The sequence below is a fragment of the Streptomyces prunicolor NBRC 13075 genome, from assembly GCF_000367365.1.
GTDB lineage: Bacteria > Actinomycetota > Actinomycetes > Streptomycetales > Streptomycetaceae > Streptomyces > Streptomyces prunicolor.
Genome location: NZ_BARF01000028.1, coordinates 84,273 through 111,208, shown reverse-complemented (window position 1 = coordinate 111,208; position 26,936 = coordinate 84,273). Strand labels below are relative to the sequence as shown.

The 26,936-nt window shown below is 69.6% G+C and carries 28 protein-coding genes and 1 pseudogene; 11 read left to right on the top strand and 18 right to left on the bottom strand.

Annotation, left to right across the window (positions count from 1 at the left end; translation table 11 throughout):
• Positions 1-41: 41 nt before the first annotated feature.
• The 5 genes from SPR02S_RS12830 to SPR02S_RS12810 are packed head-to-tail and all read right to left on the bottom strand — an operon-like array spanning position 42 to position 3,130.
• The gene (locus SPR02S_RS12830) at positions 42-737 is read right to left on the bottom strand and encodes a pyridoxine/pyridoxamine 5'-phosphate oxidase (RefSeq protein WP_026150477.1); all 696 of its coding nucleotides are present in this window, start codon (positions 735-737) and stop codon (positions 42-44) included.
• 10 nt (positions 738-747) lie between these two features.
• Positions 748-1,626, bottom strand: a complete 879-nt coding sequence (locus tag SPR02S_RS12825) for a GNAT family N-acetyltransferase (protein WP_019057367.1) — start codon at positions 1,624-1,626, stop codon at positions 748-750.
• Positions 1,623-2,222, bottom strand: coding sequence for a GNAT family N-acetyltransferase (locus SPR02S_RS12820; RefSeq protein WP_019057366.1), 600 nt, complete (start codon positions 2,220-2,222; stop codon positions 1,623-1,625). The genes SPR02S_RS12825 and SPR02S_RS12820 overlap by 4 nt, the downstream gene beginning before the upstream one ends.
• A 12-nt stretch (positions 2,223-2,234) precedes the next feature.
• A complete protein-coding gene (locus SPR02S_RS12815) occupies positions 2,235-2,681 on the bottom strand; it encodes a Zn-ribbon domain-containing OB-fold protein (protein ID WP_019057365.1) in 447 nt (148 codons plus the stop codon).
• Positions 2,681-3,130 carry a hypothetical protein gene (locus SPR02S_RS12810; RefSeq protein ID WP_019057364.1) on the bottom strand — a complete coding sequence of 150 codons (450 nt, stop codon included), beginning with the start codon at positions 3,128-3,130 and terminating at the stop codon, positions 2,681-2,683. Before SPR02S_RS12810 ends, SPR02S_RS12815 begins: the two co-directional genes overlap by 1 nt.
• A 230-nt stretch (positions 3,131-3,360) precedes the next feature.
• On the opposite strand from SPR02S_RS12810, the gene SPR02S_RS65960 reads away from it, so the two are divergent.
• The 4 genes from SPR02S_RS65960 to SPR02S_RS12790 all read left to right on the top strand — a co-directional run bounded on the left by SPR02S_RS65960 (position 3,361) and on the right by SPR02S_RS12790 (position 8,324).
• Positions 3,361-3,672: a hypothetical protein gene (locus SPR02S_RS65960; protein WP_019057363.1), complete on the top strand. Its 312-nt coding sequence runs from the start codon at positions 3,361-3,363 to the stop codon at positions 3,670-3,672.
• Between the two features lie 254 nt (positions 3,673-3,926).
• Positions 3,927-5,120, top strand: coding sequence for a flavin-containing monooxygenase (locus tag SPR02S_RS12800; protein WP_019057362.1), 1,194 nt, complete (start codon positions 3,927-3,929; stop codon positions 5,118-5,120).
• A gap of 166 nt (positions 5,121-5,286) precedes the next feature.
• Positions 5,287-7,512 carry an acetate--CoA ligase family protein gene (locus SPR02S_RS12795; RefSeq protein WP_019057361.1) on the top strand — a complete coding sequence of 742 codons (2,226 nt, stop codon included), beginning with the start codon at positions 5,287-5,289 and terminating at the stop codon, positions 7,510-7,512.
• Entirely contained in the window at positions 7,509-8,324 is an 816-nt protein-coding gene (locus tag SPR02S_RS12790) for an enoyl-CoA hydratase/isomerase family protein (RefSeq protein WP_020684173.1), read from the top strand. Before SPR02S_RS12795 ends, SPR02S_RS12790 begins: the two co-directional genes overlap by 4 nt.
• 23 nt (positions 8,325-8,347) lie before the next feature.
• On the opposite strand, the pseudogene SPR02S_RS55640 reads toward SPR02S_RS12790, so the two are convergent.
• Positions 8,348-8,587: pseudogene (locus SPR02S_RS55640) on the bottom strand (GNAT family N-acetyltransferase); the annotation flags it as partial.
• Positions 8,588-8,652: 65 nt separating this feature from the next.
• Here SPR02S_RS55640 and SPR02S_RS12780 point away from each other — a divergent pair.
• Positions 8,653-9,144, top strand: a complete 492-nt coding sequence (locus SPR02S_RS12780) for a nucleotidyltransferase domain-containing protein (protein ID WP_019057358.1) — start codon at positions 8,653-8,655, stop codon at positions 9,142-9,144.
• 79 nt (positions 9,145-9,223) lie between these two features.
• Here the strand turns inward: SPR02S_RS12780 and SPR02S_RS55635 are convergent, their stop codons facing one another.
• Both SPR02S_RS55635 and SPR02S_RS12770 read right to left on the bottom strand, forming a co-directional pair.
• Entirely contained in the window at positions 9,224-9,556 is a 333-nt protein-coding gene (locus SPR02S_RS55635) for a hypothetical protein (RefSeq protein ID WP_019057357.1), read from the bottom strand.
• Positions 9,557-9,704: 148 nt separating this feature from the next.
• Positions 9,705-10,298, bottom strand: a complete 594-nt coding sequence (locus tag SPR02S_RS12770; RefSeq protein ID WP_019057356.1) for an HAD family acid phosphatase — start codon at positions 10,296-10,298, stop codon at positions 9,705-9,707.
• A 221-nt stretch (positions 10,299-10,519) separates the two neighbouring features.
• Between SPR02S_RS12770 and SPR02S_RS12765 the strand changes: the two genes are divergently transcribed.
• Positions 10,520-11,128, top strand: coding sequence for a flavin reductase family protein (locus SPR02S_RS12765; RefSeq protein WP_026150476.1), 609 nt, complete (start codon positions 10,520-10,522; stop codon positions 11,126-11,128).
• Between the two features lie 70 nt (positions 11,129-11,198).
• Here SPR02S_RS12765 and SPR02S_RS12760 read toward each other — a convergent pair whose 3' ends face one another.
• Entirely contained in the window at positions 11,199-11,849 is a 651-nt protein-coding gene (locus tag SPR02S_RS12760) for a TetR/AcrR family transcriptional regulator (RefSeq protein WP_019057354.1), read from the bottom strand.
• Positions 11,850-11,939: 90 nt separating this feature from the next.
• Here SPR02S_RS12760 and SPR02S_RS12755 point away from each other — a divergent pair, with 90 nt between their 5' ends.
• The 3 genes from SPR02S_RS12755 to SPR02S_RS12745 all read left to right on the top strand — a co-directional run bounded on the left by SPR02S_RS12755 (position 11,940) and on the right by SPR02S_RS12745 (position 14,094).
• Positions 11,940-12,392, top strand: a complete 453-nt coding sequence (locus SPR02S_RS12755; protein WP_019057353.1) for an anthrone oxygenase family protein — start codon at positions 11,940-11,942, stop codon at positions 12,390-12,392.
• A 23-nt stretch (positions 12,393-12,415) separates the two neighbouring features.
• Positions 12,416-13,423, top strand: a complete 1,008-nt coding sequence (locus tag SPR02S_RS12750) for a LacI family DNA-binding transcriptional regulator (RefSeq protein WP_019057352.1) — start codon at positions 12,416-12,418, stop codon at positions 13,421-13,423.
• Positions 13,424-13,548: 125 nt separating this feature from the next.
• The gene (locus SPR02S_RS12745) at positions 13,549-14,094 is read left to right on the top strand and encodes a VOC family protein (RefSeq protein ID WP_019057351.1); all 546 of its coding nucleotides are present in this window, start codon (positions 13,549-13,551) and stop codon (positions 14,092-14,094) included.
• 39 nt (positions 14,095-14,133) lie between these two features.
• Here SPR02S_RS12745 and SPR02S_RS12740 read toward each other — a convergent pair whose 3' ends face one another.
• Positions 14,134-15,486, bottom strand: coding sequence for an MFS transporter (locus SPR02S_RS12740; RefSeq protein WP_019057350.1), 1,353 nt, complete (start codon positions 15,484-15,486; stop codon positions 14,134-14,136).
• 85 nt (positions 15,487-15,571) lie between these two features.
• On the opposite strand from SPR02S_RS12740, the gene SPR02S_RS12735 reads away from it, so the two are divergent.
• Positions 15,572-16,627 carry a GlxA family transcriptional regulator gene (locus SPR02S_RS12735; protein ID WP_019057349.1) on the top strand — a complete coding sequence of 352 codons (1,056 nt, stop codon included), beginning with the start codon at positions 15,572-15,574 and terminating at the stop codon, positions 16,625-16,627.
• Between the two features lie 14 nt (positions 16,628-16,641).
• Here the strand turns inward: SPR02S_RS12735 and SPR02S_RS55630 are convergent, their stop codons facing one another.
• The 4 genes from SPR02S_RS55630 to SPR02S_RS12715 all read right to left on the bottom strand — a co-directional run bounded on the left by SPR02S_RS55630 (position 16,642) and on the right by SPR02S_RS12715 (position 21,264).
• Positions 16,642-17,922, bottom strand: coding sequence for an MFS transporter (locus tag SPR02S_RS55630; protein WP_078622872.1), 1,281 nt, complete (start codon positions 17,920-17,922; stop codon positions 16,642-16,644).
• Between the two features lie 118 nt (positions 17,923-18,040).
• Positions 18,041-19,090: an alcohol dehydrogenase catalytic domain-containing protein gene (locus SPR02S_RS12725; protein ID WP_019057347.1), complete on the bottom strand. Its 1,050-nt coding sequence runs from the start codon at positions 19,088-19,090 to the stop codon at positions 18,041-18,043.
• Positions 19,090-20,244, bottom strand: a complete 1,155-nt coding sequence (locus tag SPR02S_RS12720; RefSeq protein WP_019057346.1) for an acyl-CoA dehydrogenase family protein — start codon at positions 20,242-20,244, stop codon at positions 19,090-19,092. The genes SPR02S_RS12725 and SPR02S_RS12720 overlap by 1 nt, the downstream gene beginning before the upstream one ends.
• A 108-nt stretch (positions 20,245-20,352) precedes the next feature.
• Positions 20,353-21,264 carry an SDR family NAD(P)-dependent oxidoreductase gene (locus SPR02S_RS12715; protein WP_019057345.1) on the bottom strand — a complete coding sequence of 304 codons (912 nt, stop codon included), beginning with the start codon at positions 21,262-21,264 and terminating at the stop codon, positions 20,353-20,355.
• A 95-nt stretch (positions 21,265-21,359) separates the two neighbouring features.
• On the opposite strand from SPR02S_RS12715, the gene SPR02S_RS12710 reads away from it, so the two are divergent.
• On the top strand, positions 21,360-22,307 hold the full coding sequence (locus tag SPR02S_RS12710) for a cyclase family protein (RefSeq protein WP_019057344.1): 948 nt from the start codon (positions 21,360-21,362) through the stop codon (positions 22,305-22,307).
• A 368-nt stretch (positions 22,308-22,675) separates the two neighbouring features.
• On the opposite strand, the gene SPR02S_RS12705 is transcribed toward SPR02S_RS12710, so the two are convergent.
• The 4 genes from SPR02S_RS12705 to SPR02S_RS12685 form a co-directional block, all read right to left on the bottom strand.
• Positions 22,676-23,164: an ATP-binding protein gene (locus tag SPR02S_RS12705; protein WP_019057343.1), complete on the bottom strand. Its 489-nt coding sequence runs from the start codon at positions 23,162-23,164 to the stop codon at positions 22,676-22,678.
• A 488-nt stretch (positions 23,165-23,652) separates the two neighbouring features.
• A complete protein-coding gene (locus tag SPR02S_RS12695; protein ID WP_019057341.1) occupies positions 23,653-24,552 on the bottom strand; it encodes an acyl-CoA dehydrogenase family protein in 900 nt (299 codons plus the stop codon).
• Positions 24,553-24,555: 3 nt separating this feature from the next.
• Positions 24,556-25,689: an acyl-CoA dehydrogenase family protein gene (locus SPR02S_RS12690; RefSeq protein WP_019057340.1), complete on the bottom strand. Its 1,134-nt coding sequence runs from the start codon at positions 25,687-25,689 to the stop codon at positions 24,556-24,558.
• Positions 25,690-25,699: 10 nt separating this feature from the next.
• Positions 25,700-26,896, bottom strand: coding sequence for an amidohydrolase family protein (locus SPR02S_RS12685; RefSeq protein WP_019057339.1), 1,197 nt, complete (start codon positions 26,894-26,896; stop codon positions 25,700-25,702).
• Positions 26,897-26,936: the final 40 nt, after the last annotated feature.

Here is a 26,936-nt window from a genome sequence, read left to right as displayed (position 1 = left end):
CCCGTTCCTCCGGGCGAGTGGCCCAACGTTCAGTACACAGCTCAGGGCCAGAGCAACTCCCTCGACCAGCCCCGCTCCCCCCGGACATAACTCAGGCGCACGTGTCGTCGTAGCGCATCGCCCTGGAAGAACTCGACCTCGTCCGGGAACACGCGGTACAGGGTCCAGGACGGAGCGGGGGTCTGCGGTTCCCGTTGGGCCAGTTCCCACGCTTCTTCCGACGCCTGCTTCAACTCGCCCAAGGACGGCAGGACTTCGCTCTGGTGACCTGTCAGCGCTGCCGCCAACGCTCCCGTCGAGTGGGCGTGCAGGTCCGCCTGGGATTCGGTCGGGGTCGCCGGGGTGACGGGGCCTCGTAGGCGGACCTGGCGGCCGAGGCGGGGCCAGTAGAAGGCGAGGGCGGCGTAGGGGAAGCCTTTCAGCTGGTGGCCTTTGCGGCTCGTGGAGTGGGTTGCGAAGGACCAGCCCTCCTCGTCCGCGCCGTGCAGCATCACCATCCGTACGTCGGGGAGGCCGCCGCCCTCTGTCGCCGGGTCGCCGTCCCGCGTCGCCAGTGACATCACGTGCGGCTCCGTCTCCCCCGCCGCCACCGCCTCCGCGAACCAGGTGGTGAAGAGGGGGAGGGGGGTGTCTGGTGTTGCGGTCGGGTCCAAGGGTGGGAGCTTGGTCAGCTCCGGGGCCCATACCCGTAGTGACTTCAGTAGTTCGTGGAGATCCGTTCCCGGTGCCGTTCCCATGGGCCGAGTATCACCTCGGCGCCGGGTCGGACCGGAAGTCGTAGCCCGCGAAGTCCTCCACCGGGCGGTAGCCGATGCGCTGGTAGAGGGCGTTGCTCGTGGGGTTGGCCAGGTCCGTGAACAGGAGTACTTCCTCCGCGCCCACCGCCCTCGCCATGCTGCTGACCTCCGCCGTCACCGCGCCCGCGTAGCCCCGGCCCCTGAGGTCCGCCGGGGTGTAGACGGGGGCCACCCGGACCTGGCCGGCCACCTTCGGCGTGATCCCGGCCATGGACACCGGCGTACCGTCCGGGGTTTCCCAGAGCGTGATCCCGCCGTACGCGATCCGGGAGTCGGCCCACTCGCCGGGGTCCTGCGAGGTGGCGCTCTCGCCGATCGCCTCGTGGAACTCGACGTACCAGCGCATGAGTTGTTCACGATCCTTTGCGGTCGCGGCTCTCGGGCGGCCCGGCGGAGAGGGTTCCAGGGTCGTCAACTCGCCCAGGCGGTACAGGCGTTGGCGTCCATGGAGTTCGGGGATGGAGCCCGTTCGTCCTGCCCAGGCCTCCGCGAACGTCGATGCCGTGGCCCGTTCGGCCATGACTCCCGGCAACTCGTCGCCGCGCAAAGCCAATTGGGCCGCCAGCTCCGTGGCCTCCTCGGCCGTGAGGGGTGTCAGCATCAGGCGGCCGGGAGGGGTGCGGAAGAAGGCGGCCCGTACTTCGCCGTCTCGTTCCAGTGCGCCGAACAGCGGGTCGCCCTCGCCGTACACGCCCAGCCCTCGGCTGCTCAGCGCCGTCGTCACCGTCAGGTGGATCGTGTGCAGGGCCGGGCGGGAACGCAGGAACTCCCCTGCGTGGGTGAGGAATTGGTCCAGGTCCCCGGTGATGTGCCAGTCGGCGGCCGTCACAGCTGCACCTCCGGGTCCGTCGCGACGCGTCCGTGCAGGTGTACGTCACGGAACGCGTCCTGGCGGCCCGCCTCGAACATCGCCCCGCGCAGCGTCCCCTCGGCCGGGAAGCCGCAGCGTTCGGCGATACGGCAGGACGCGTCGTGGCCCAGGGCGTGGCCCAGTTCGAGGCGGTGCAGGCCCAGGTCGGTCAGGGCCCAGTGGGCGCCGAGGACGAGGGCGCGGGTGGCGACGCCGCGGCCGCGGGCCTCGGGGAGGATCCAGTAGCCGACACGGGCGACGCGGATGACGTGGTCGATGTCGTTGACGCCGATGTGCCCCAGCGTCGTACCGCTGACCGCGTCCGTGACACGGAACGACGCGCTGACGCCGTCCGCCGCACTCTCGGCGCGGGAGCGGAGCGACTCGCGGGCGCTGGTGACGTCCGCGACCGGCCGCAGTGGAGTGTTCCAGCGCTGGAACTCGGGGTCCGACACCCCCCGCAGCCAGTCCGTCACATCGCTGTCGGCGTCCGCGTCCCAGGGGCGCAGCCGAAGTCCGTGACCGTTCAGCTCGGGGAAGGGGTGCTGGAGCGACCGCTCGCGTATGTGGGCCATCGCGCTATTGAATCAAGCGCCACGCGCACCGGGTACGTCATTTTCCCTCGGCCCGAACACCGGCCCGAACACCGGCACCCCGTCCCGGAACGCCACCTCGACCGCCATCCCCGCGCGCAGCTCGGCGGGCCCGGCCCGCACGATCTCCGTCATCATGCGCGGGCCCTCCGCGAGATCGACCACCGCCGCCACGTACGGCACCCGCTCCCCGAAGGGCGGCAGGTCGTTGCGGTGGACGACGGACCAGGTGTAGAGCGTGGCCTGGCCGCTCGCGGGCTCCCAGCTGACGTGCTCGCTCCAGCAGTGGGGGCAGAACTCGCGGGGGTAGTGGTGGGCCCGGCCGCAGTCCGCGCAGCGGCGGAGGAGCAGGCTGCCCTGTGCCGCGGCCTCCCAGTAGGGGCGGGTGAACGCGTCGGGCTCGGGGAGGTCGTAGCGCGGGGAGGCACCCTTCGTACCCATCAGAACCACCCCAGTGCCGCGTCCACCGACCACACCTGCCAGGACATCGCGAACAGCGCCACCAGCGAGATGAGCGCCATCATCGCGTTCTGCCCCTGCTCCGCCCAGTCGTGGATCATGAGCGTGAAGTAGAGGACGTTGAGGAGCAGGCCCCCGACGAGGGCTGCCGGGGTGAGGAACCCCGCGACCAGGCCCAGGCCGACCGCCAACTCGGCGTAGACGACGACGTACGCCATCGTGCGCGGGCGCGGCGCGACCATCACGTCGAAGCCCGAACGGACCGCGGTCCAGCGGTGTTTGGCGGCGACGTCGGCCGCCCAGGCGATGCCGGTGCCGCGCTCGAACCAGGCCTTCTTGTCCTTGTGCCGCCAGCTCTCCAGCCACCAGAGCCCGAGTCCTATACGGAGGACCGCGAGCCAGTCCGCTCCGCTGAGCCAGATCGCATCCATGAATCTGACGGTACGTCAGAAGCTGAAGAAAGCCGAGGGGCAGCCATGAAAATCCTGTGCGCGGACCGTGCCGCTGTGGGTCCGCCATGAATCCCGCAGATTGTTGACGATTTTGTTCAACACCGATTACGTTCGCAAGCGCAAGGTCAAAGAGCGGTCGGGAAGACGCGGTCGGGAAGACGAGAGGCAGCACGGTGAAGCACAGGGCAGTCAAGCGCAGGACGGTAGTCATGGGCATCGGCGCGACCGCCGGTGTCGCGGCGGTCGGCGGCATCGCGCTCAGCGCGAACGCGAGCAGCTCGAAATCGTCATCGTCATCGCCTTCCTCGGACACCCTGGTCTTCGACCCGGACGCCTACACGAAGCTGACGAAGACCGTCACGGACACCGCGCTGACGGTCGCCGCCAACCTCGACAACCTGGGCGACGACGTGAACCACATCTACTACTGGGACGAGGGCCACGGTGCCAACACCGACCCGGGCGACTTCATCACGTGGATCGCCCAGGTGACGGGCCACAAGGCCAAGCGCGGCAAGTAGCCCCCGGCCACCTCTGTGTAGACCCCCAGGACGCGGCACCGGTTTCCCGTCATACATTCCGGTCGCCGTCGGCACGACGCCGAGCACCTTCGCGCACGACGCGGGCTCGGCGTCGTGGCTTTTCCCACGGCCCTCACACACCAGACGCTCTACGCCACCCACCTCACCCACTCCTCCACACCCGTGATCGATCCGCAACCAATTCCGGGCTTGACCGAGACCCATCAACGTGGGACGTGATTACGCTCGCGCTCATGGCCGACTCCACAGCGTCCCCGAACCCCGCGGCGCACAACCACGCAGATCGCCCCGTGTACGTCATCGGCGGCGGCCCCGGCGGTCTCGCCGCCGCGTACGCGCTGCGCGCGCAGGGCATCCGTGCCGTCGTACTGGAGAAGTCGGACCGGGTCGGAGCGTCCTGGCGCAGGCACTACGACCGCCTGCACCTGCACACCACCCGGCGGCTGTCGGGTCTGCCCGGGCTCACTATTCCGCGCCGGTTCGGGCGCTGGGTCTCGCGGGACGACGTGGTGCGCTATCTGGAGAAGTACGCCGAGGTCCACGAGCTGGAGATCGTCACCGGCGTCGAGGTCTCCCGCGTCGAGCGCTCGGCCGACGGCACCGGCTGGCTGCTGCACGCCACCGGCGGCCGTGAACTCACCGGCCGCGCGGTCGTCATCGCCACCGGCACCAACCACACCCCCCGGATCCCCGACTGGCCCGGCCGCGACACCTACACCGGCGAGCTCCTGCACGCCGCCGACTACCGCAACGCCCAGCCCTACGCCGGCCGGGACGTCCTGGTCGTCGGCATCGGCAACACGGGCGCGGAGATCGCCGTGGACCTGGTGGAGGGCGGAGCATCGCGCGTCCGCCTCTCCGTCCGCACGGCCCCGCACATCCTGCGCCGCTCGACCGCGGGCTGGGCGGCCCAGTACACCGGCGTTCTCGTACGACGGCTGCCGGTCGGCCTGGTCGACCGGCTCGCGGGGCCGGTGTCCAAGGTCAGCGTGCCGGACCTGGCGGCGCAGGGGCTGCCGCGCCCCGACACCGGGCTGTACAGCCGGGTCAAGGAGGGCTCGATCCCGGTGCAGGACGTCGGGCTGATCGACGCCGTGCGCAAGGGGCGGGTCGAGATCGTGCCGGCCGTGGAGAGCTTCGAGGACGGCAAGGTGGTCCTCGCCGGCGGCGACCGCATCGGGCCGGATGTGGTGATCGCGGCCACGGGCTACGTCCGCTCCCTGGAGCAACTCGTGGGCCACCTGGGCGTGTTGAACGCCCGCGGCAAGCCGGTCGTGAACGGGGCCCGTACCCCGAAGGACGCGCCCGGCCTGTACTTCACCGGGTTCACCAACCCCATCAGCGGGATGCTCCGCGAGCTGGCCATCGACGCGGAGAAGATCGCGAAGACGGTCGCCAAGGCCGTGCGGAAGGGCCAACTAGCTTAGGGACAGGGCCAAGTCGCTCAGGGATCACGGGCCGTGAGCCGGGACATCTGCGTTCTTTGCGTGCACGACAGTTCCTGACGGACTGTCAGTTCAGTAATCTGACACTGCGTCAGTTATTTGCGCTGGCATGACTGTCACGACTGTCACACAGGAGCGGGGCGGACCGATGCTTGGATCAACCCACGGCACCCTCACCACCGACTCCCGCCGGGCCCGGGTCATCGCCTGCGGTGAGCAACCCGGCCCCGCCGTCCACGGCAGGCCCGCCGACGTCGACGATCTCGACGTCAGCGGGCGGCCGTTGTACGCGGGCGTACCCGACCTGGACCGTTTCTTCCGCCCCGAGTCGGTCGCCGTGATCGGCGCCTCGGACGCGGAGGGCCGCCCGAACACCGGCATCACCCGCCAACTCATGGCCTGGGCAGGGCGGGTGGGGGCCCGCCTCCACCCGGTGCACCCCACCCGTACGACGGTCTTCGACGTCCCCTGCTTCCCCTCCGTCACCGACCTCCCCGAACAGGTCGACCTGGCCGTGGTGTTGGTGGCCGACCCGCTCCCCGTGATCGAGCAACTCGCCGAGGCGAAGGTGAAGTTCGCGGTCGCCTTCGCGTCCGGCTTCGCGGAGACGGGCGAGGCGGGTGCCCTGGCACAGGCCCAACTCGCCGCAGCCGTAGGCCGATCCGGCCTCCGCCTCCTCGGCCCGAACACCAACCTCAACGCCTTCGAGAACTTCCGCGAGGACCTGGAAGGCCCCGCGATCGCGCTGATCACCCAGTCCGGCCACCAGGGCCGCCCGGTCTTCGCCCTCCAGGAACTCGGCATCCGCCTCTCCCACTGGGCCCCCACCGGCAACGAGGCCGACCTGGAGACAGCGGACTTCATCTCCTACTTCGCCGAACGCCCCGAAGTGGGCGCCATAGCCTGCTACGTCGAGGGCCTCAAGGACGGCCGCTCCTTCCTCCTCGCCGCCGACCGCGCCGCCCGCCGCAAGGTCCCCGTGGTCGCGGTGAAGGTCGGCCGCACCGAGACCGGCGCCCGTACGGCCGCCTCCCACACCGGCAAACTCACCGGCGCGGACACGGTGGTGGACGCGGCGATGCGCCAGTACGGCGTGATCCGCGTCGACGGCCTGGACGAACTCCAGGACACGGCGGCCTTGTTGGCGCGCGCGAAGGCTCCGCTGGCCGAGGGCGTGGTCGTGTACTCGATCTCCGGCGGCACGGGCGCCCACTTCGCCGACCTGGCGAGCGAGGCGGGACTGCACCTCCCACAACTGTCGACCGGCAAGCAATCCGAACTCCACGAGTGGATACCGCCGTACCTGAGCGTGGCGAACCCGGTGGACAACGGCGGTCACCCGGTGGGGGATTGGCGCGGCCGGAAGATCATCGACGCGATCCTCGACGACCCGGAGGTAGGGGTACTGGTCTGCCCGATCACGGGCCCGTTCCCCCCACTGAGCGACAAGCTGGTGGAGGACCTGGTGGCGGCGGCGGAGCAGACGGACAAGCTGGTGTGCGTGGTGTGGGGCTCACCGGTGGGCACCGAACCGGCGTACCGCGAGCGGCTGTTGGGATCGTCCCGCGTGGCCACCTTCCGCACCGTGGGCAACTGCATCACAGCCCTCCACGCCTACTTCTCCCACCACCGCTTCGTCCGCGCCTACCACTCCCCCTTCGACGAGGCCCCCCGCACCGTCTCCCCCTCCTTCCGCAAGGCCGAGGCCCTGATGCGCCCGGGCCAGCAGCTGAGCGAACACGCGGCGAAGCAACTCCTGCGGGCCTACGGCATCCGGGTCCCCCGCGAGCAGTTGGTGACCAGCGCGGCAGCGGCCGTACGGGCGGCCGGGCTGGTGGGCTACCCGGTGGTGATGAAGGCGTCCGGCGCGCAGATCGCGCACAAGACGGAACTCGGCCTGGTGAAGGTGGGCCTGACGTCGGCCAGCCAAGTCCGCGACGCCTACCGCGAGTTGACGGACATCGCGCGCTACGAGGACGTGACCCTGGACGGTGTGCTGGTGTGCCAGATGGTCGAACGGGGCGTCGAGATGGTGGTGGGCGTCACGCAGGACGAGCTGTTCGGCCCGACGGTGACGGTGGGGCTGGGCGGGGTGCTGGTGGAGGTTCTGCGGGACGCGGCGGTACGGGTGCCGCCGTTCGGCGAGGAGGCGGCACGGGACATGCTCGGCGAGTTGCGCGGGCGGCCGTTGCTGGACGGGGTACGGGGACGCCCCCCGGCCGACCTCGACGCGCTGGTGGAGGTGATCCTGCGGGTGCAGCGCATGGCGCTCGAACTGGGCGATGTGCTCTCGGAGTTGGACATCAACCCGCTGATGGTGCTGCCCAGGGGGCAGGGCGCGGTGGCGTTGGACGCGTTGGCGGTGTGCCGATGAGTGATCCGACGGCTGATGCGACGGCTGAGGTCACGCACGCGATCGTGGGCGGCGTCGCGTACCTCACCCTCAATCGCCCCGAGGCCCTGAACGCGATCACTCCGGCTCAACGGGACCGCCTGATAAGCCTGTTGACCGAGGCATCGGCGGACCCCTCCGTACGGGCAGTGGTCCTCACCGGTACCGGGCGCGGTTTCTGCGCGGGCGCGGACCTGCGGGGCGGTGGAGCTTCAGCCGGTGAGGAACGGGTGGCGGGTGACGTGGCCCGGGTGATCCGCCTGGGCGCGCAACGCCTGATCGCCGCCGTCCTGGACTGCGAGAAACCGGTGATCGCGGCAGTCAACGGCACGGCGGCCGGCCTCGGCGCCCACCTGGCCCTGGCCTGCGATCTCGTACTGGCCGCGGAGTCGGCGAGGTTCATCGAGGTGTTCGTACGGCGCGGCCTGGTCCCGGACGGCGGCGGCGCGTATCTGCTGCCCCGCCTGCTCGGCCCGCAGCGCGCGAAGGAGCTGATGTTCTTCGGCGACGCGGTGAGCGCGGCGGACGCGGAGCGACTGGGCTTGGTCAACAGGGTCGTACCGGATGAGGAGTTGGAGAAAACGTCCCGCGAGTGGGCCGAACGCCTGGCGTCCGGCCCGACCCGCGCCCTCGCCCTCACCAAGCAGCTCGTCAACGCGTCCTTGGAGAGCGACCGGGCGACCGCGTTCACGGCGGAGGCGGCGGCGCAGGAGATCAACATGACGACGGAGGATGCGCGGGAGGGCGTGGCCAGCTTCGTGGAGCGGCGGAGTGCGGAGTATCGGGGGCGGTGAACTTCAGGCCAGGGACGGCCGGTTCAGCGAGTACACCGTGACGGGGTCGCGAATCCCCACTCCAGGCATGCGCGAGCCGCCTCGGTCGCGTAACCGTGGCCCCACGCCTCGGCCTTCAGCGTCCACCCGACTTCCACCTCGTCGAAGAGCTGCCAGTAGTTCAACCCGGCCCGGCCGATGAACTCACCGCCGTCCTTCAACTCGACCGTACACAGCCCGTGCCCGCGCTCCGTCCACTGGCGCTCGATCAACCGGCCAAGGGTGTCCGCGCGGAGGCGTGGAAACCGTTCGCTTGCCTGCGGCTGCCACTCCTAGCGTGTCTCAAGTGATGGGAGACGAGGACGTGTTGTCCGTCCTGGAGTCGCTGCGGCGCGCGGAGGCGGACGTCTGGGTCGGCGGCGGCTGGGGCATCGACGCCCTGATCGGCGAACAGACCCGGGACCATCGCGACCTGGACCTGATGCACCGCCGGGACCAGGAGGACGCGGTGCTGGCGGTCCTGGGCGAGGCGGGTTTCGTGGAGAGCCTGGACCGGCGGCCGATCCGCTTCGTCGTGACGGCTCCGGGCGGGCGCGAGATCGACCTCCACCCCTTGGTCTTCGCCGCCGACGGCTCCGCGACACAGGCCTCACCCGAACCGGAGCGCCCCTTCGCCTACCCCGCCTCGTGCTTCGTCACGGGCGCGATCAAGGGGATGCCCGTCCCATGCCTGTCCGCCGAGCAACAGGTCTATTTCCACCAGGGATACAAGCCGACGGAACGCGACCGGCACGACATGGCGCAGCTCCGCCGCGTCTTCGGCATCGGCACGCACTTCTGACGCACGCTTCGGGCACTTGGGCGCGAGGATGGACCGGCCGTGAAGTCGGTGATCGGGAGTCCGGAGACGGCCGTAGGGCTCACCGGCGGTCGTAGTCGGTGCCTGGCTCCGGGGTCATCTGGAAATCGACGGAAAAGGTCCCGGGGTTGCCGGGCACGACACGGCAACTGAAGTGGCACCCGGGCAGCGAACCGACCTCGGTCCTGAGGTTCTGCGCGAGCGCAGCGGCCGAGCTCACGTATGTCTTCGTCGGGTCGTCGACGACATGGGCGTCGACGAGCGCTCCACGGATCCCGGTGACGACGTATTCGACCCGTCGACCGCCGCTGAGGTCGGGCTCCTCGCCATCGTGGTCGCAGTTCACGACGTGGGCAAGCACGTCACCCATGCCCGTCTTCGGATGGTCGCTCATGAGTGCGCACGCTACTTGGTCGCCACCGCAGCCGCACACGACCTGCGGTCCACGGTCCGTTTCCACCGCCGGGACGGCACGGGCGGGAACGGCACGTTCTGGTTCGCCGAACTCCGCGCGGGCCGCCCTCAGTCCGTCGTACCGCGCGTCAGTCCAACAGGCCGTCGTAGTCCGGCAGTTTGTACGTCGTGTCGGCGTAGCCGCCCGAGAGGTCGGTCGTGTTGTTGCCGATGTTGGCGATGATGTCGTAGCCGTTCGCCTCGATCGCCTCGCGCTGTGAGGTCTTGAAGTCGGCCATGGACTTGGTCAGCAACTCCGCGACCGTGCGGGCGTAGAGGCCGTCGACCGGGTAACCGACCTTCGTCAGGTTGGACTTGGTGACCGCGTTGAAGAGGTTGCTGCGGGCGCTGACGAAGAACACGCTGATGCCCTTGGCGTGCGCGTCCTGGGCGAGGGCGAGGACCGGCGGGGTGGCGGGGACCGTGATGCCGCCCTCGAAGTAGGTCTCCAGCGAGGTGTTGTCGATGTCGAGCACGATCGCCTGCTTGGCGCCGGAGGTGTTGGCGGCGGCGCGGGAGTCGATGTAGGTCTGCGCGGGGCCGGTGACGGCGGCGACGTCGGTCAGCCACTGGGACTCGGTCACGGTCGAGTCGGCGGCCTGCGCGGGCAGGGCGGCGGCGAGCGTCAGGGCGAGTCCGGCCACGGCGGCCATGGCGCCGCCGCGTGCGGTGAGACGGTTCATCGGGTGGGTGCTCCTCGGATCACGGCAGCCCACCGGTGGGTGCCGGGGGCAGTCGTTGCGCAACATTGCTGCCGGTGGGTGTGCAGCGTGTGACCCGGAGTGGTCCGTGCGGCGTCGTAACTGCCATGTTCTGGCCGGGAGTCTGTGAATCGGCCGTCAGAAACCCGCACGTCCCGCACCCCTTCCTATCTGATGACCTGTCAGCTTCAATGGGTGACGTGATGGGACACGCAGGGGCAGCAGCGGCCGCCGTCCGTTACCTGAGGTCGGCCGGAAGCGCTCCGGCCGCGCAGCCTGTCGAGGCGCTGCCGCGGCCGGAGCTTCGGTGCGTCACGGACGACGAGCGGGCACCGGTCGACCAGGGCGAGTTCCGGCGCGTGCTGGGCACGTTCGCGACCGGTGTGACCGTGATCACCGCCCCCGCGGCGGACGGCGAACCCGGCCCGGCCGGCTTCGCCTGCCAGTCCTTCTCCGCCCTCTCCCTCGCCCCACCCCTCGTCGTCTTCATGGTCGGCCGCACCTCCACGACCTGGCCCCGCATCGCCCGCGCCGGCGTCTTCTGCGTCAACGTACTCGCCGCGCACCAGGGCGAGTTGTGCCGCGGCTTCGCGGTGAGCGGCCGGGACAAGTTCGCGGACGTGCCGTACGACACCTCCCCCGTCTCCGGGTCCCCGCGCCTCACCGGCGCCGCGGCCTGGGTCGACTGCACGATCCACGCGGTGCACACCGGGGGCGACCATCTGATCGTGGTGGGGCGGGTGGACGGGCTCGGCGTGACCGACGAGGGGGATGGGGCGCCGCTGTTGTTCCACCGGGGTCGCTTCCTCTGACCCTTCCACAACCCCCGGAGGTCTACGGCCCCGGGAGCCCCGGCCGCGTACCCGCCGGGACAGCGACGCGTCAGATCACGGCGAGCCGGTCCACCAGCAACTCCACCCGCCGCTCGGCGTCTTCCGGCGGCAGCCGCCCCGCCCGGGTCAGGGTGGCCAGCCCGTGCAGGGCCGCCCAGAACACCTCGGTGAACAGCCCCGGGTGGACACCGTCCCCGGCGACCTCGCCGAGGCTCTCCAGCAGGGCGGCGAACGCGTCCTTCAGCGGCTCCGGGGTGTCCTCGCGCGCGAACGCCAGGCCGCCGTCCAGCTGGAACATCGCGTCGTAGACCGCCGGGTTGCGCGCGGCGAAGTCGAGGTAGGCGCGGGCCAGGGCGGTGACCCGGGCACGAGAGCCGTCCGCGGCGGAGGTCGCAGCGGAAGTCGCGGCGGGGGTTGCAGCGAAGGTCGCAGCGGAGGTCGCGGCGGGGGTTGCAGCGAAGGTCGCGGACCGCAGCGCCGCTGCCATCTCGGCGGCGCCTTCGAGGGCCACCGCGCCGATGATCTCGCGCTTGCCGCGGAAATGGCTGTAGAGGACAGGCTGGCTGTACTCGATGCGCTCGGCGAGCCGGCGGGTGGTGACCGCGTCCCAGCCCTGCTGCTCGGCGAGTTCGCGGGCCGTCGCCACGATGAGGCGCTCACGGCCCGCCCGTTCGCGCTCCTTGCGTTCCTGTACCGACATGACCCGATCCTAGCACCGCTAGACAACCGAGCGGCAGTAGGTCTAGCGTTGACTCATCAGCTAGCGACGCTAGATACCGGGAGGGTCATCATGCTCAACGCACTTGAGGTCTTCACCACCGTGGTCGTCGGCCTGATGGTGGGGGTGGAGTTCTCCGTCGCCTTCGTCATGAACCGGATCTTCAACGCCCTCCCCGAGGACAGCGGCCAACTCGGCCGCGCCCACGGGGGCCGCATGCTCGGCGCCGTGATGCCGTTCTGGTACATCGGCTCGCTCGCGCTGAGCGCGGTCTGGGCCGTCGCCGCATGGCACCAACCCGGCGCCGGCCTCGTCGTCACCGCCGCCGCGCTGCTGATCGTGAGCGTGATCATGTCGATCCTGCTGCTCGTGCCGATCAACAACCGGGGCAAGACGTGGACCCCCGAGAACCGGCCCGCGGACTGGAAGGAGCAGATGAACCGCTGGGACCGCTTCCACTACGTCCGCGTCGCCGTCATCATCGCCGCCTTCGCCCTGCTGGCCACCGCCACCGCCCTCGCCTGAACCACCGCACTACGCTTACGGAGATGACGCGCCGACTTGCCGACATAGCCAAGCGGGCCGGGGTCAGCGAGGCCACGGTCAGCCGGGTGCTCAACAACAGGCCCGGAGTGTCGGAGGCCACCCGGCAAGTGGTCCTGCACGCGTTGGACGTGTCCGGCTACGAGCGCCCGACCCGGCTACGGGGCGAACGAACTCCCCGCCTCGTGGGCCTGGTTCTGCCCGAGCTGCGCAACCCGATCTTCCCGGCATTCGCCGACGTCCTGGCCGGCGCCCTCGCACAACAAGGCCTGACACCCCTGCTGTGCACCCAGGGCAGTGGCGGGGTGTCCGAAGCCGGCCACATCGAACTCCTGCTACGGCAACAGGTGTCCGGCGTCGTCTTCGCGGGCGGCCTGTACGCGGAGGCCGATGCCTCGCACGACCACTACGAGGAGTTGGCGGCCCGCAACATCCCGGTCGTCCTGATCAACGCGGCCATCGAGCATCTCGACTTCCCCACGGTTTCCTGCGACGACTCCGCGGCCGTGGAACAGAGTTGGCGCCACCTCGTCTCGCTCGGCCACGAGCGGATCGGCCTCGTCCTGGGGCCCGCCGACCATGTGGCCTCGCAACGGAAGCTCGTCGCCGCCCGCGCCGCGGCCGAGGCGGCCGGCGGTTCGCTGCCGGACGCGCAGGTGGTGCGCGGGTTGTTCTCGGTCGAGGGCGGCCGGGCCGCGGCGGACCAGTTGATCGAATCCGGGGTCACGGGGCTGATCTGCGCGAGCGACCCGCAAGCGCTCGGCGCGGTGCGCGCGGCTCAGCGGCGGGGCCTCGACGTACCGCGCGAGGTCTCTGTCGTCGGGTTCGACGGCTCGGCGCTCATGGACTTCACCGGACCGCCCCTCACCACGATCCGCCAGCCGATCGAGGCGATGAGCCGGACCGTGCTGGACCTGCTCGTCTCACAGCTCGCGGGCAGCCCCGTACCGCCGGAGGAGATGCTCTTCGAACCACACCTCCTGGCCCGCGGATCCACAGCGCAGGTCGCGTAGCCGGAGGAACGGCCGGCAGGACAGCGGACCGCCAGGCCACTAGGCCACTAGGCCACTAGGCCAGAGACTGGCCTACCCCACCCCTACCGTCGCCCCAACACCGGCAGCGACGAAGGGAAGCCCCCATGCCCCAGCCCCAGCAGACCAACTCCGCGCCGACGGGCTACACCACCGTCGCCCCCTGGGTCGTCACCGACGACACCGGAGCCTTTCTCGACTTCGTCGCCGCGGCGTTCGGCGGGGAGGAGCTCGGGCGGGTGGTGACCGAGGGCGGGGCGGTCGGGCACGGTGAGATCCGGGTCGGGGACACGGTCGTGCTGGCCTTCGACCGCAGCGCGGACTGGCCCGTCATGCCGAGCCTGCTCCGCGTGTTCGTGCCCGACGCGGACCAGGCGTTCTCCCGGGCCCTCGACGCCGGCGGCCGGGTCGTCACGCCCCTGGCGAACCACGCCTTCGGGCAGCGCGGCGGCCGGATCAAGGACCCCTTCGGCAACATCTGGTGGGTGGTCGCCCACGTGGAGGACGTCCCCGAGGACGAGATGTGGAAGCGGCTCGGGCAACCCGAGTACGCCGAGGCCATGCGCGTCGCCCAGGAGACGTTCGACGCCGAACTCAGCGGTCGGGGCCAGGGCGACGGACGCAGCAGCGCACCCGTGCGGAACACCAACTGACGGACAGGCAGCGGGAGAAGGGCGCAGGCAGCCTCCGCCTCATGCCACCGCCGCCCCCACCGCAGACCCCGCGGGCCCCGCAGGCAACGCGCCCCGCCGCCGGATCACCAACGCCATCAGCGCCGCCACCGCGCACAACGCCCCCGACACGTACCAGACCATGTCGTACGACCCGAACGCGTCCCGTGCGACCCCGCCCAGGAAGGCGACGAGCGCCGCGCCGATCTGGTGCGAGGCGAGGACCCAGCCGAAGACGATCGCGCTGTCCTCGCCGTACTGCTCGCGGCACAGGGCGAGGGTCGGGGGGACCGTGGCGACCCAGTCGAGGCCGTAGAAGACGATGAAGAAGAGCATCGGGGGGTGGACGGTGGGGGCCAGCAGCATGGGGAGGAAGAGGAGGGAGATGCCGCGCAGGGCGTAGTACACGGCGAGCAGGCGGCGGGGTTCGAAGCGGTCGGTGAACCAGCCGGAGGCGATCGTGCCGACCACGTCGAAGACGCCGATCACCGCGAGCAGCGAGGCCGCCGCTGTGATGGGCATGCCGTGGTCGTGGGCGGCGGGCACGAAGTGGGTCTGGATCAGACCGTTCGTGGACGCGCCGCAGATCGCGAAGGTCCCGGCCAGCAGCCAGAACGGGCCGGTGCGCACCGCCTTGAAGAGCACCGAGACCGTACGGCGGGCCGCGCCCTGCACGGGTTCCGGCTTCGGTACGAACTCCGTCGCCCCGTACGGCTTCGCGCCCACGTCCGCCGGGTGGTCCCGCAGCAACAGCCACACGAAGGGCACCACCGCGAGGGCGGCGAGGGACACCGTCACCGCCGCCGGGCGCCAGCTGTGCTCCTCGACTATCCAGGACAGCAGCGGCAGGAAGATCAGCTGGCCGGACGCCGAGGCCGCCGTGAGGATGCCGGTGACCAGGCCCTTGCGCGTGGTGAACCAGCGGTTGGTGACCGTCGCCGCGAACGCGAGCGCCATCGAACCACTGCCAAGACCCACCAACAGGCCCCAGCACAGCAGCAGTTGCCACGGCGCCGTTATCCACACCGTCAGGCCGGACCCGAGCGCGATCACGGTCAGCGCGACCGCGACCACCCGCCGGATACCGAAGCGGTCCATCAGCGCCGCCGCGAAGGGGGCCGTCAGCCCGTACAGCGCGAGGTTGATCGAGGCCGCCGCCCCGATCGTGCCGCGCGACCAACCGAACTCCTGGTGCAGCGGATCGATCAACAACCCGGGCAGCGAACGGAACGCCGCCGCACCGATGATCGTCACGAACGTGACGGCGGCGACGAACCAGGCACGGTTGATGCGGGTACGGCCACGGGGCGTAGGTCCGGGCTCCTGGACGGTGTTGGCGCTGGGGCCGGTCGCGGCATCGGTTGTCTGCGTCACGTCAACGAGCTTCCGGCATCCCGCCCCTCCCGAGCCACTGGCCCGAAGGACAGTATTCGCTAGGATCGGGCCATACAATCGAGTCATGGCCAAAGCCACCACCGACGGTTTCCGCCCGCACCGCGTCGTCGTCCTCGCCCTCGACGGTCTCCTCCCCTTCGAGCTGGGCATCCCGCACCGCATCTTCGGCCGCCCCAGGGACACCGAGGGACGTCTGCTGTACGAGGTCGTCACCTGCTCGGTCCGCCCGCCCGGCCCGGTCGACACCGACGCCGACTTCGCCATCCACGTCCCGAACGGCCCGGAGGCCCTGGCCACCGCCGACACCGTGATCGTCCCGGCGTCGTACGAACTCGGCCCGGTCTTCGAGCAGGGCGTCCTCACCCCCGAACTCACCGCCGCCCTCGCCCACATCCGCCCCGGCACCCGCCTCGCCTCCATCTGCACCGGCGTCTACGTCCTCGCCGCCGCCGGTCTCCTCGACGGCCGCCCCGCCACCACGCACTGGGCCGACGCCGAGCGCTTCCAGGAACTGTTCCCGCAGATCGAGGTCGACGCGGACGTCCTGTTCATCGACGACGGCGACGTCCTCACCTCCGCCGGTGTCGCTGCCGGCATCGACCTGTGCCTGCACATGGTCCGCCGCGACCACGGCACGGCGGTCGCCAACGACGTCGCCCGCCGCACGGTCGTACCGCCCCACCGCGACGGCGGCCAGGCGCAGTACATCCACCGCCCGGTCCCCGACCCGCAGGTGGCGACCACGACCGCCGCCCGCACCTGGGCCCTGGCCCGCCTCCACGAACCCCTCCAACTCCGGGACATGGCCGAGCAGGAGGCGATGTCCGTCCGCACCTTCACCCGCCGCTTCCGCGAGGAGGTCGGCATCAGCCCGGGCCAGTGGCTCACCCAGCAACGCGTCGAACGCGCCCGCCACCTCCTCGAATCCACCGACCTCTCCATGGACCAGGTCGCCACGAACGCCGGCTTCGGCACAGCCCAGTCAATGCGCCAGCATCTCCAAACGGCCCTCGGCGTCACCCCGACCGGCTACCGCCGCACCTTCCGCACGGGAGCAACGGGAGCAACGGGAGCAACGGGCACGGTAAACGCCCTAGGTGCCCTAACTGCCCTGAACTGACCAGACGCCGCAGCTCACTTGGCACCCTCAACACCCGCCCCAGACCCAGCCCCAGCCCCAACACCCCCTAGCTCTACGGCACCCCCACCACTCCCCTCCGCACACGCACCCCGTCTCGCCCGCCGTACCTCCCCCCACCACCCCACGCCAGTCATCGCCACGGTCAGGCACACCCCGGCCAGAATCGCCGTCGAAGGCGCAGCCACCTTCAACAACGCACCGGCCAGTGACCCCGTCGCCGCATACCCCACCCCCGACGCCGCGTACATCACGGAGTACCCCGCGGCCAGCGCGCCCGGCGGCAACACCTCGCGCAGGGAGAGATTCCGGGTGAGCATCGCCCCCGCCTGGAGCGTGCCGCCCATGACCAACGCGACCGCGATCCCCGCCGTGGCCGGTATCAGCGCGGCCAGCGCCACACACGCCGAGGTGCCGGCCATCAGCACCACACTCCGGGTGCGCAACAACCCCGGCCAGCCGCGCAACCCGTAGACGAACGCGCCGAGCCCGCCCCCCACCGCCATCCCGGTCAGCAGGGGACCCGACCAGCCGACGCCGATGCCCCGCTGTTCGAGCAGGGCCGGGAGGACAAGCTCCGCCAACCCGAGCAGGGCAAGGCTGGCCGCGCCGACGACGTACACCGGCCAGGCCCCGACCAGCACCCGGAGCAGCGGAGGACCATCCCCGCCGCCCCCACCCTCCCCCTCACCCTCCGCCCCGCCCCCGCCCCACCGGGCAGGCAGCAGCCACAACCCCCCGACCGACCACGCCATCAACCCCGCCGCGAGCAACAACGGCACCCTCGGCGCAACACCGAGCGCGAGCCCGGCCACCGCCGCCGGGGACACGGCCCACACGCCCGCCGTGAGTATCGACTCGACGGACAGGGCCTGCGCCACGGACCGCGCCGGCACCAACTCGCTGAGCAGCGTGCGCAATCCACCCGTAGCCGCAGCCGGCGCGCCCCCGGCGACGAACGCGAACCCGGCGAGCACCGCGGGATGCGCCCCCGGAAACACCCCGAGCCCCAGAAACCCCACCGTCCCGACCGCGAGCCCGACGGCCAACTGAACCCGCGCCCGCTCCGGCCGCAACCGCATCCCGAACACCGGCGCACCGCCGATCTCCCCCAGGACATAGGCCGCCGCGAGTATCGCGCCCAGTGAGTAACCCCCCGGCCGCTCGCGCACCAGGAAGACCAGGGCCAGCGGCGCCATCGCCACCGGCATCCGGGCACCTATGGCGGTGCAGGCCCAGGCCAGGACCTGTCGGGAGACCACATCGCGGTAAGTCATGTCAAAACGCTACGACCCGCGACTGACAACGCCCCACGAATTCCCCACACCTGTGGATAACTCCAGCCATGCAACCGTCAAGCGCCCGACGCCGCCACCAACGCCGCCGACGTCGTCGTCAGAACGTGAGAACCCCCCGCGCCACCCGCCCCGCCTCCGCATCCCCCGCCGCCTTCTCGAAGTCCTCGACGGGATACGTCTCGGTCACCAACTCGTCGAGCAGCAACCGCCCTTCGCGATACAGCTGGGCATACAGGGCGATGTCCCGCTGCGGCCGGGACGACCCGTACCGGCACCCGAGGATCGACTTGTCCAAATACATGGACGAGACGAGGAAGGAAGCCTCGGCGGTAGCCGGCGGCACCCCGAGCAACACGGCCTGCCCATGCCGATCGAGCAGATCCACGGCCTGCCGTATCAACTCCACCCGCCCCACACACTCGAACGCATGGTCCGCCCCGTTGGGCAGAATCTCCCGCACACCCTCGGCAGACGTAAGGAAGTGAGTGGCCCCGAACTCCCGAGCCACAGCCTCCTTCCCGGGATTCGCATCCACCGCGACGATCGTCAACGCCCCCGCGATCCGCGCCCCTTGAAGAACATTGAGCCCGATCCCACCCGTGCCGATGACAACGACGCTGTCCCCAAGACCGACCCGCGCCCGATTGAGCACAGCACCGACCCCGGTCAGCACCCCGCACCCGATGAGCGCGGCGGACGGCATCGGAATGTCCTTCGGAATCCGCACGGCCTGCACGGCCTTGACCACGGTCCGTTCGGCGAAGGCGGAGTTGGAAGCGAACTGGTACACCGGCTGTCCGCCCCGCGTGAACGGCTTCCCCGGCCGCCCGATGGCCTGTCGGCACATGGTCGGCCGCCCCCGGTCACACTCGGCGCAGGTACCGCAGTTGGCAAGCGTGGAGAGGGCGACATGGTCCCCGGCCGACACATGGGTGACACCCACACCCACAGCCTCCACCACGCCCGCACCCTCATGCCCCAACACCACAGGAACGGGAAAAGGTATGGTCCCGTCCACCACAGACAAATCGCTGTGGCACAACCCGGCCGCGGAGATCGCGACCAGCACCTCTCCCGCCCCCGGCTCCCGCACCTCCAAATCCCCCACGACCTGGATCTGCTTGCCGTCGAAGACCACACCGCGCATCAGACGACCCCCTTGGGTTCCCTGGGCAGACCGAGCACCCGCTCGGCGATGATCGTGCGCTGAACCTGGTCCGAGCCGCCGTAGATCGTGTCGGCCCGCGAAAAGAGGAACAGGTGCTGGAACAGGTCGAGTTCGTACGACAGCGACGGCGTCCAGTCCACCGGCCCGACCGTCGCTGCGGCCCCCCGCACCTGCATCGCCAACTCCCCGAGCCGCTGATGCCACCCGCCCCACAAAAGCTTGGCCACACTGGGCGCCCCCGCGTCCCCGGCCCGCCCGAGGGTCCGCAGGGCGTTCCACCGCATGGCCTTCAACTCGGCCCACTGCCGCACGAGTCGATCGCGCAGAACGGGATCGAGCACCGCCCCCGAAACAACAGCCGCCTCAACGACCCGCCCCAACTCACTCGCGAACCCGATCTGTTGGGCCAGGGTCGACACCCCCCGCTCGAACCCGAGCAGACTCATGGCGACCCGCCACCCCTCCCCCTCACCCCCGACCACATGCTCGGCACGCACGCGCGCCCCATCGAAGAACACCTCGTTGAACTCACTGGTCCCGGTCAACTGCCGTATGGGCCGCACCTCGACACACCCCGGCTGATCCATCGGCACCAGCAGAAAACTCAACCCCCGATGCCGCCGAGACCCCACCTCGGTCCGAGCCAACACAAAACACCAGTCGGCCTCATGAGCGAGCGAGGTCCATATCTTCTGCCCGGTGACCCGATAGCTCCCGTCACCGCCATCCCGCACGGCAGAGGTCCGCACCCCGGCAAGATCGGACCCGGCCCCCGGCTCGCTGTACCCCTGACACCAGAGTTCGTCCCCCGCAGCAATGGCGGGCAGAAACCGAGCCTTCTGCTCATCGCTCCCATGCGCAATGAGGGTAGGAGCCAGCAGATTCTCCCCGATATGCCCGGACCGCGGCGGCGCGGAAGACCGCGCATACTCCTCGGCCCAGGCGACCTGCTGGGTAAGGGTGGCCCGACGATTCCCATAACCGCCCTCCGACCAACCCAGCCCGATCCACCCGGCTTTACCGAGAGCCCGCTCCCAACTACGCCGATCCTGCCCGGACTCGACATGCTCCGACAGCCAATCCCGCACGTCCGCCCGAAAGCCGTCATCCGCGTCAGTGAATCCAAATTCCACAGGGCTCTCCTCACAACACCGACCAGGTCAGCCACCTAAGGGGCGCGGGGAACTGCGCGACCAGCCACAACAAACCCGCACCCGCCCCACAACCGAACCCCCACCCCACTAGGCGTTAGGCCGACTCCCCTCCCGCGCAGCCCGCTCCATCTCCTGCAACCGAGAAAGCATCGGCATCGGATCCACCCCCACAGACCCCGGCAAAAACTCCGCGATCTTGTCAACCGTCCACCCGCCGGAGGCATACGCAGCCCGCAACTCCCGAGGCTGCGCCCACACCGCGATCTTCGGCCCGGCAACGGTATAAACCTGCCCGGTGATCCCCTGCTCCCGAGCCGAGTCCGACAGCAGATAAACAACAAGCGCCGCAACATCCTCCGCCGACCCGATCTCCGCCAACTCCATAGGAACGTTCGCAGACATACGCGTACGAGCAACAGGCGCCACCGCATTGGCGGTAACCCCATACTTGTTCAAGCCCAGCGCAGCGCTCCGCACCAGCGAAATAATCCCACCCTTCGCCGCACTGTAATTAGCCTGAGAAACCGACCCTTGATGATTCCCACTGGTAAACCCGATCAAGGTCCCGCCCCGCTGCTTCCGCATGACAGCGGACGCAGCCCGAAAAACAGTGAACGTCCCCTTCAGATGAGTGGCGAGAACCGGATCCCACTCCTCCTCGGACATATTGAAAAGCATCCGCTCCCGAAGAATCCCGGCAACACAAACAACCCCATCGATCCGCCCATACGACGACACCGCAACGTCAACAACCCGCTGCCCACCAGCCATGGTCGAGATGTCATCGGCAACGGCAACCGCCTCCCCGCCCGCAGCCAAGATCTCCTTGACCACCCCCTCGGCGATCTCACTCGTAGGCGACACCCCGTCCATCGAGACGCCGTAGTCGTTGACGACAACCCGCGCCCCCTCGGCAGCAGCCGCCAGCGCGACGGCCCGCCCGATCCCCCGCCCCGCCCCCGTCACGGCGATGACCTTGCCTGCCAAGAAGTTCCCCATGTCCGGCCCCTCCCGCAGTTTCTGACGGTCCGTTAGATTCGACTCAGATTCTACGACCCGTCAGATACCTGAGGACAAGCCCCGGGGAGGCCCCGATGTCACCGCAGACGTCACCACCGGCACTCGGTCCGGAGTTCCACGCCATCGCCAAGCGCGTGAACAACTGGGGCCGTTGGGGTGCGGACGACGAGATCGGCACGCTGAACCTGATCACCGACGACGTGATCCGGGCCGCCGCCACCGAGATCCGTACCGGCCGCCGTATCCCGCTCGCCCTCCCCCTCCAACAGGACGGCGTACAGGCGGGGTTGATCCCCGGCCGGATCAACCCCGTGCACGCGATGGTGCAGATCAACCAGGAGCTCTTCGGCCCGGGGACGGTCGCGTGCAGCGACGACATCGTGACCATGGGGTTGCAGGCCGGCACCCACTGGGACGCGCTGACCCACGCCTCGCACTCGGGGAAGCTCTACAACGGCCGCCCGGCCGACACCGTGACCCCGCACGGCGGCGCGGAGTTCGCCGGGATCGACAAGGCGCGGCACATCGTCTCGCGCGGGGTCCTGCTCGACGTGGCACGCGCGCGGGGCGTCGATCGCCTCGACGGCGGCCACGCGGTCACCCCGGAAGACCTCGAAGCGGCCGAGGAGTTCGCCGGCGCGCAGGTCCGCGCGGGCGACATAGTGCTCGTACGGACCGGGCAGGTGCAGGTGTATCTGGCCGGTGACAAGCACGGGTACGGCTATCCATCACCGGGGCTGTCGGTCCGTACGCCGGAGTGGTTCCACGCGCGCGATGTCGCGGCGGTCGCCAACGACACCCTCACCTTTGAGGCGTTTCCACCGGAAATAGCTGACTTGTGGCTGCCGGTGCATGCTCTCGACCTGGTCGAAATGGGCATGTTGCAGGGCCAGAACTGGAATCTCGAAGAGTTGTCCACAGCCTGTGGACAAGAGAACCGCTACGCGTTCTTCCTGTCGGCGATGCCCGAACCTTTCGTCGGCGCAACGGGAACCCCGGTAGCCCCTATCGCCATCCTCTAGGGCAGTCCGGTTTGACGAGGGCCGGACTTACGGTCGGATGGCGGCCCGCTGCTGCCCGCCCCGAGCACGGCACCGCGTGCCGCCATCCGACTCCGGCGCCCCGTCCTGGCCCCCCACCCCGAGGGAACCCACGCCGAACGCGACCCACACTCGCCGAGGGCTCCCGTCACCGAAGCCCTCGTCGTCCCCTCGCGGCGAATCGCTGCCCACAAGCGTGACCACATGGTCACGTCGCGTCAACGCCCATCCGGGGATTTGTTCCGTAAGCCCCGTTTATCACAGGGCGCGCACAGAAGCACAGCCCGGCGCATCTCCGCCCGGCACTTGCAAGCAGCACCTACACCGACCGCACCGGAACCTGGGAGCTTCTACACGGCCTCGTACGCGAAGCCCTCGAAATCGAGGCCCTCATAGCCCTCGAAGCCCTCGTACGCCGCGACACCGCCCCCGCACGCGACCTCCCGGGGTTCGCTGTCCCGGTCGATCTCGCACCAGATGCGCTTGCCGGTGCCCTCGGCGCTCCAGCCCCAGCGGTCGGCGAGGCCGTCCACCAGTGCCAGGCCGCGGCCGCCGGTCTCGTCGCCGTCCGCGCAGCGCGGCACGGGGGCCTTGCAGCTGGTGTCGGCGACCTCCAGCCGTACGGTGGCCGACTCGGTCACCACGTCCGGCAGGGAGAGCCGCAGCACGGCCGGACACCCCGTGTGCACCACGGCGTTGGTGACCAGCTCGGAGACGAGCAGGATCAGCGTCTCCGCGAGCGGCTCGTCGGCCGCTATCCCGGACCCGGTGAGCCGCGAGCGCGCCCACCGCCGGGCTCGCCCCACCTCAGCGGGGTCGGGCCGGATCTCCAGCTGCACTTGAAGCACCTGCACCGCTCACACCATCCGAACCGGCGGACACTTAGCCTCGCGCCTCACGAGGGCCACGATCGTAGCCATTTCCTGCATGACCAGAACAACGGCCAGAACCAGGGTCACGGAACGTGAATCCCTTGTGAGACAGCATGGTTGACGTTCAGTCACCCCAACAAGCGCTTCGGGCATATTCCAGCGCGAAGGAGTACGTGTGCGGGATACTGTGCGACGCTCATCGCGGGCAGTCGAACAGGCCGGGGTGAAAGCCTGTTCTGCCGTGCGAGCGGGGGTGCGCATCGCCCGATCCGGAGCCGCCTCACAGGCAACACCGGCATGGCTCGTACCTTGAACCACTCGCATCCCACACAAGGTACCGGAGCCCGAAGGCGACTCCGGGCCGTGACGAGTCACGCATAGGACACAACCCGATATCAACGCTCCGTGATTCCGCTGTGCCACGATCCGCGACACCGTTGTCAGGCCCACCCCGGTCACCGCAGGCAGGCGCCCCGCCAGGCCACACCGGCCAGCAGATCCGCCGCGAGCAGTTCCTCACTCTCCGTGTTCCCACCTCCACGCCGAGCCCGCACCCACGCCCGTTTCAGATGCAGATGAACCTCGGACTCCCAGGTGAACCCCATCCCGCCATGCACCTGCAAACAGTCCCGGGCCCCCCGCACAGCCGCCTCGTCCGCCAACACCCGGGCCGCCGCGATATCCACCACATCCCCGGTCACAGCCGCCGCGTACACCGCGGCCCGAGCCACCTCCACCCGCACCAACGACTGCGCACACAAATGCTTGACGGCCTGAAACCCCCCGATCGCCTGCCCGAACTGCTCCCGAGTCCGGGCGTGTTGCACCGCCAACTCGCACACACGCGCGGCGGTACCAAGCTGCTCGGCGGCAGTGAGAAGAACAGCAACAGGATCGGTACGCCCCGGAGCCGGCACCCGATGCAACGGCGTCAACGGATCCACCGACCGCAGCGCTACGGCCCCTTCGGCCCCCGGCAACACGACATCGGCCTCGTCCAGCCACTCCACGAGGCTCCCGTCGGCAGCGGCGACAACGGTCTCCCCGGTGGCCGCGCCCGGCACCACCCCGGCCGCGAGATGCGTAGCCACCAAGGGCCCAGGCACCAACGCCCACCCAAGTTCCTCAAACACCAACACGGCTTCGGGAAGCCCGAGTCCAGCCCCTCCATCCACTTCCGGCAACCGAAGTGAGAACACCCCAAGCTCACCGAGGGCCCGCCAGAAACCCCGGTCGATAAGGGGCGCGGGGAACTGCGCGACCAGCCCCCACACACCCGCAGCCGACGAACGACCGATCACATCCCGCACAACAGCCCGCAACGCCTTCTGCTCATCGGTCAGTTGAAACCGCACCGCTCACCTCCCCTTCGGCAACCCCAAAATCCGCTCAGCCACAATGTTCTGCTGAATCTGCGAAGTACCCGCAGCGATCGTGTACGACAACGAAGACAGCCGGTCCAACACCCAAGCCCGTTCCAGATCAAGGGAGTCGGGACCAAGAACATCCGCCGCTGCGTCATAAAGCTCCTGCCGCGCATGCGAATACCGCAGTTTGAAAACCGACCCCCCAACCCCCGGCACTCCCCCACTCGCCTCCGCCTCACTCACGTTCCACTGAGTAAGCCGCCACAACGCCCGGAACTCGGCGTTCAACCGCCCCAGTTGGCGACGAAGCACCGGATCATCCCAACGCCCATTCCGCCGCGCCTCCACCGCCAGCTCCCCCAACACCCGCCGACAGGCAACGACCTCCCCCACAAAGGCAGTACCGCGCTCAAAGGAAAGGGTCACCATGGTCACGCGCCACCCGTCGTTCTCGTCCCCCACCCTGTTGCCGACAGGCACCCGCACCTCGTCAAGAAACACCTCGGCGAACTCCGCGGACCCGGCCAACGTCCGCAACGGCCGCACGGTGATCCCCGCCGCGGACATCGGCATCGCGAGCCAACTGATCCCCCGGTGCTTCGGCGCGTCCGCATCCGTCCGCACCAACAGCTCGCACCAGTCGGCGACTTCGGCATGCGAGGTCCAGATCTTGGAACCGGTGACCACGTAGTCGTCGCCGTCCCGCCACGCGCGCGTGCGCAGCGCCGCGAGGTCGGACCCGGCATCCGGTTCGCTGAACCCCTGGCACCACACCTCGTCACCGCGCAACACCGGCGGCAGCCACCGCTCCCGCTGCTCGGGCGTGCCCTCCGCGGCGATCGTCGGCCCGGCGTGCAACAGCCCCACGAAATTGGCCCCTACGTAGGGCGCGCCCGCCTTTTCCGTCTCCTCCAGGAAGATCAGCCGCGTGGTCGGGGACGCGTCCCAGTGCACGTCGGCGTACCCGGCGTCGTACAACATCCGCTGCCAGCCGAGGTCGTAGGCGCGGCGCCCGGGCCAGTCGTCCGGCGACGGCTTCACCGGCAGAGTCGGCAGCACCTTGCCGAGCCACTCTCTCAGCCGCGCCCGGAACTCGTCCTCCTGGGCCGTGTACGAGAGATCCATCAGTGAGCCATCACCGATCGAGGTCCAGGCCCAGCATGCGGATCGCGTTGCCCCGCATGAGCTTGTAGACCGTCTCGTCGTCGAGGCCCTTCACATGGTCGAGGGCGACCTCCTTGGTGTGCGGGAAGGTCGAGTCGACGTGCGGGTAGTCGGTCTCGAACGTGGCGTTGTCCCGGCCCACCACATCCAGCGAAGCGACCCCGTGCTTGTCGCGGAAGAAGCAGCAGAACATCTGACGGTAGTAGTACGTCGACGGCGGCTCGGGGATCAGGTCGCGCACCCCGCCCCACGCGCGGTGCTCCTCCCACACGTCGTCGGCACGTTCCAGGGCGTACGGGATCCAGCCCATCTGCCCCTCGGAGTACGCGAGTTTGAGGGTCGGGAACTTCACCAGGACCCCGCTGAAGAGGAAGTCCATCATCGAGGCCATCGCGTTGTTGAAGGAGAGGGACGCCTGTACGGCGGGGGGCGCGTCCGGCGATGCGGCGGGCATCTGGGAGCTGCTGCCGATGTGCATGTTGACGACCGTGCCCGTCTCCTGGCAGACCGCGAAGAACGGGTCCCAGTAGCCGGAGTGGATGGACGGCAGCCCGAGGTAGGTGGGGATCTCGGAGAAGGTCATCGCGCGCACTCCGCGGGCCGCGTTCCGGCGGATCTCCTCGACCGCCAACTCCACGTCCCACAAAGGGATCAGGCACAGCGGGATGAGCCGGCCGCCGCTGTCTCCGCACCACTCTTCGACCATCCAGTCGTTGTAGGCGCGGACGCAGGCGAGGGCGACCTCCTTGTCGTGGGCCTCGGCGAAGGTCTGGCCGCAGAAGCGCGGGAAGGTCGGAAAGCAGAGCGAGCCCTCGACGTGGTTGAGGTCCATGTCCGCGAGCCGCGCCTTGGGGTCCCAACAACCCCTGCGCATCTGCTCGCGGGTGATGCCCTCCAGGGTCATCTCGTCGCGGTCGAAGCCGACGGCGGCGATGTTGCGCTTGTACGGGAACTTGAGGTCCTCGTAGATCCACCAGTCGGTGGGCGGGCCGTCCGGGTCCATCGTGATCTGGTATTTGCCCGCCACGTAGGCGAGTTCGCCGATTCCGGCGGTGAGCGGCTGGGGGCCGCGGTCGCGGTATTTCTTCGGCAGCCAGGTCTCGAAGAGGTGCGCGGGTTCGATCACGTGGTCGTCGACGCTGATGATGCGGGGCAGTTCGGTGGTCATGGGTTCCCCTCCGCAGGGACGGCACTTATCTGATGACCCG

What these genes read in the sequence shown, in the direction of transcription:
- SPR02S_RS12830 (WP_026150477.1), bottom strand. Translation starts at nt 737, where the DNA reads ATGGGAACGGCACCGGGAACGGATCTCCACGAACTACTGAAGTCACTA.
- SPR02S_RS12820 (WP_019057366.1), bottom strand. Translation starts at nt 2,222, where the DNA reads ATGGCCCACATACGCGAGCGGTCGCTCCAGCACCCCTTCCCCGAGCTG.
- SPR02S_RS12815 (WP_019057365.1), bottom strand. Translation starts at nt 2,681, where the DNA reads ATGGGTACGAAGGGTGCCTCCCCGCGCTACGACCTCCCCGAGCCCGAC.
- SPR02S_RS12810 (WP_019057364.1), bottom strand. Translation starts at nt 3,130, where the DNA reads ATGGATGCGATCTGGCTCAGCGGAGCGGACTGGCTCGCGGTCCTCCGT.
- SPR02S_RS65960 (WP_019057363.1), top strand. Translation starts at nt 3,361, where the DNA reads ATGGGCATCGGCGCGACCGCCGGTGTCGCGGCGGTCGGCGGCATCGCG.
- SPR02S_RS12800 (WP_019057362.1), top strand. Translation starts at nt 3,927, where the DNA reads ATGGCCGACTCCACAGCGTCCCCGAACCCCGCGGCGCACAACCACGCA.
- SPR02S_RS12795 (WP_019057361.1), top strand. Translation starts at nt 5,287, where the DNA reads ATGCTTGGATCAACCCACGGCACCCTCACCACCGACTCCCGCCGGGCC.
- SPR02S_RS12790 (WP_020684173.1), top strand. Translation starts at nt 7,509, where the DNA reads ATGAGTGATCCGACGGCTGATGCGACGGCTGAGGTCACGCACGCGATC.
- SPR02S_RS12780 (WP_019057358.1), top strand. Translation starts at nt 8,653, where the DNA reads ATGGGAGACGAGGACGTGTTGTCCGTCCTGGAGTCGCTGCGGCGCGCG.
- SPR02S_RS55635 (WP_019057357.1), bottom strand. Translation starts at nt 9,556, where the DNA reads ATGAGCGACCATCCGAAGACGGGCATGGGTGACGTGCTTGCCCACGTC.
- SPR02S_RS12770 (WP_019057356.1), bottom strand. Translation starts at nt 10,298, where the DNA reads ATGAACCGTCTCACCGCACGCGGCGGCGCCATGGCCGCCGTGGCCGGA.
- SPR02S_RS12765 (WP_026150476.1), top strand. Translation starts at nt 10,520, where the DNA reads ATGGGACACGCAGGGGCAGCAGCGGCCGCCGTCCGTTACCTGAGGTCG.
- SPR02S_RS12760 (WP_019057354.1), bottom strand. Translation starts at nt 11,849, where the DNA reads ATGTCGGTACAGGAACGCAAGGAGCGCGAACGGGCGGGCCGTGAGCGC.
- SPR02S_RS12755 (WP_019057353.1), top strand. Translation starts at nt 11,940, where the DNA reads ATGCTCAACGCACTTGAGGTCTTCACCACCGTGGTCGTCGGCCTGATG.
- SPR02S_RS12750 (WP_019057352.1), top strand. Translation starts at nt 12,416, where the DNA reads ATGACGCGCCGACTTGCCGACATAGCCAAGCGGGCCGGGGTCAGCGAG.
- SPR02S_RS12745 (WP_019057351.1), top strand. Translation starts at nt 13,549, where the DNA reads ATGCCCCAGCCCCAGCAGACCAACTCCGCGCCGACGGGCTACACCACC.
- SPR02S_RS12735 (WP_019057349.1), top strand. Translation starts at nt 15,572, where the DNA reads ATGGCCAAAGCCACCACCGACGGTTTCCGCCCGCACCGCGTCGTCGTC.
- SPR02S_RS55630 (WP_078622872.1), bottom strand. Translation starts at nt 17,922, where the DNA reads ATGACTTACCGCGATGTGGTCTCCCGACAGGTCCTGGCCTGGGCCTGC.
- SPR02S_RS12725 (WP_019057347.1), bottom strand. Translation starts at nt 19,090, where the DNA reads ATGCGCGGTGTGGTCTTCGACGGCAAGCAGATCCAGGTCGTGGGGGAT.
- SPR02S_RS12715 (WP_019057345.1), bottom strand. Translation starts at nt 21,264, where the DNA reads ATGGGGAACTTCTTGGCAGGCAAGGTCATCGCCGTGACGGGGGCGGGG.
- SPR02S_RS12710 (WP_019057344.1), top strand. Translation starts at nt 21,360, where the DNA reads ATGTCACCGCAGACGTCACCACCGGCACTCGGTCCGGAGTTCCACGCC.
- SPR02S_RS12690 (WP_019057340.1), bottom strand. Translation starts at nt 25,689, where the DNA reads ATGGATCTCTCGTACACGGCCCAGGAGGACGAGTTCCGGGCGCGGCTG.
- SPR02S_RS12685 (WP_019057339.1), bottom strand. Translation starts at nt 26,896, where the DNA reads ATGACCACCGAACTGCCCCGCATCATCAGCGTCGACGACCACGTGATC.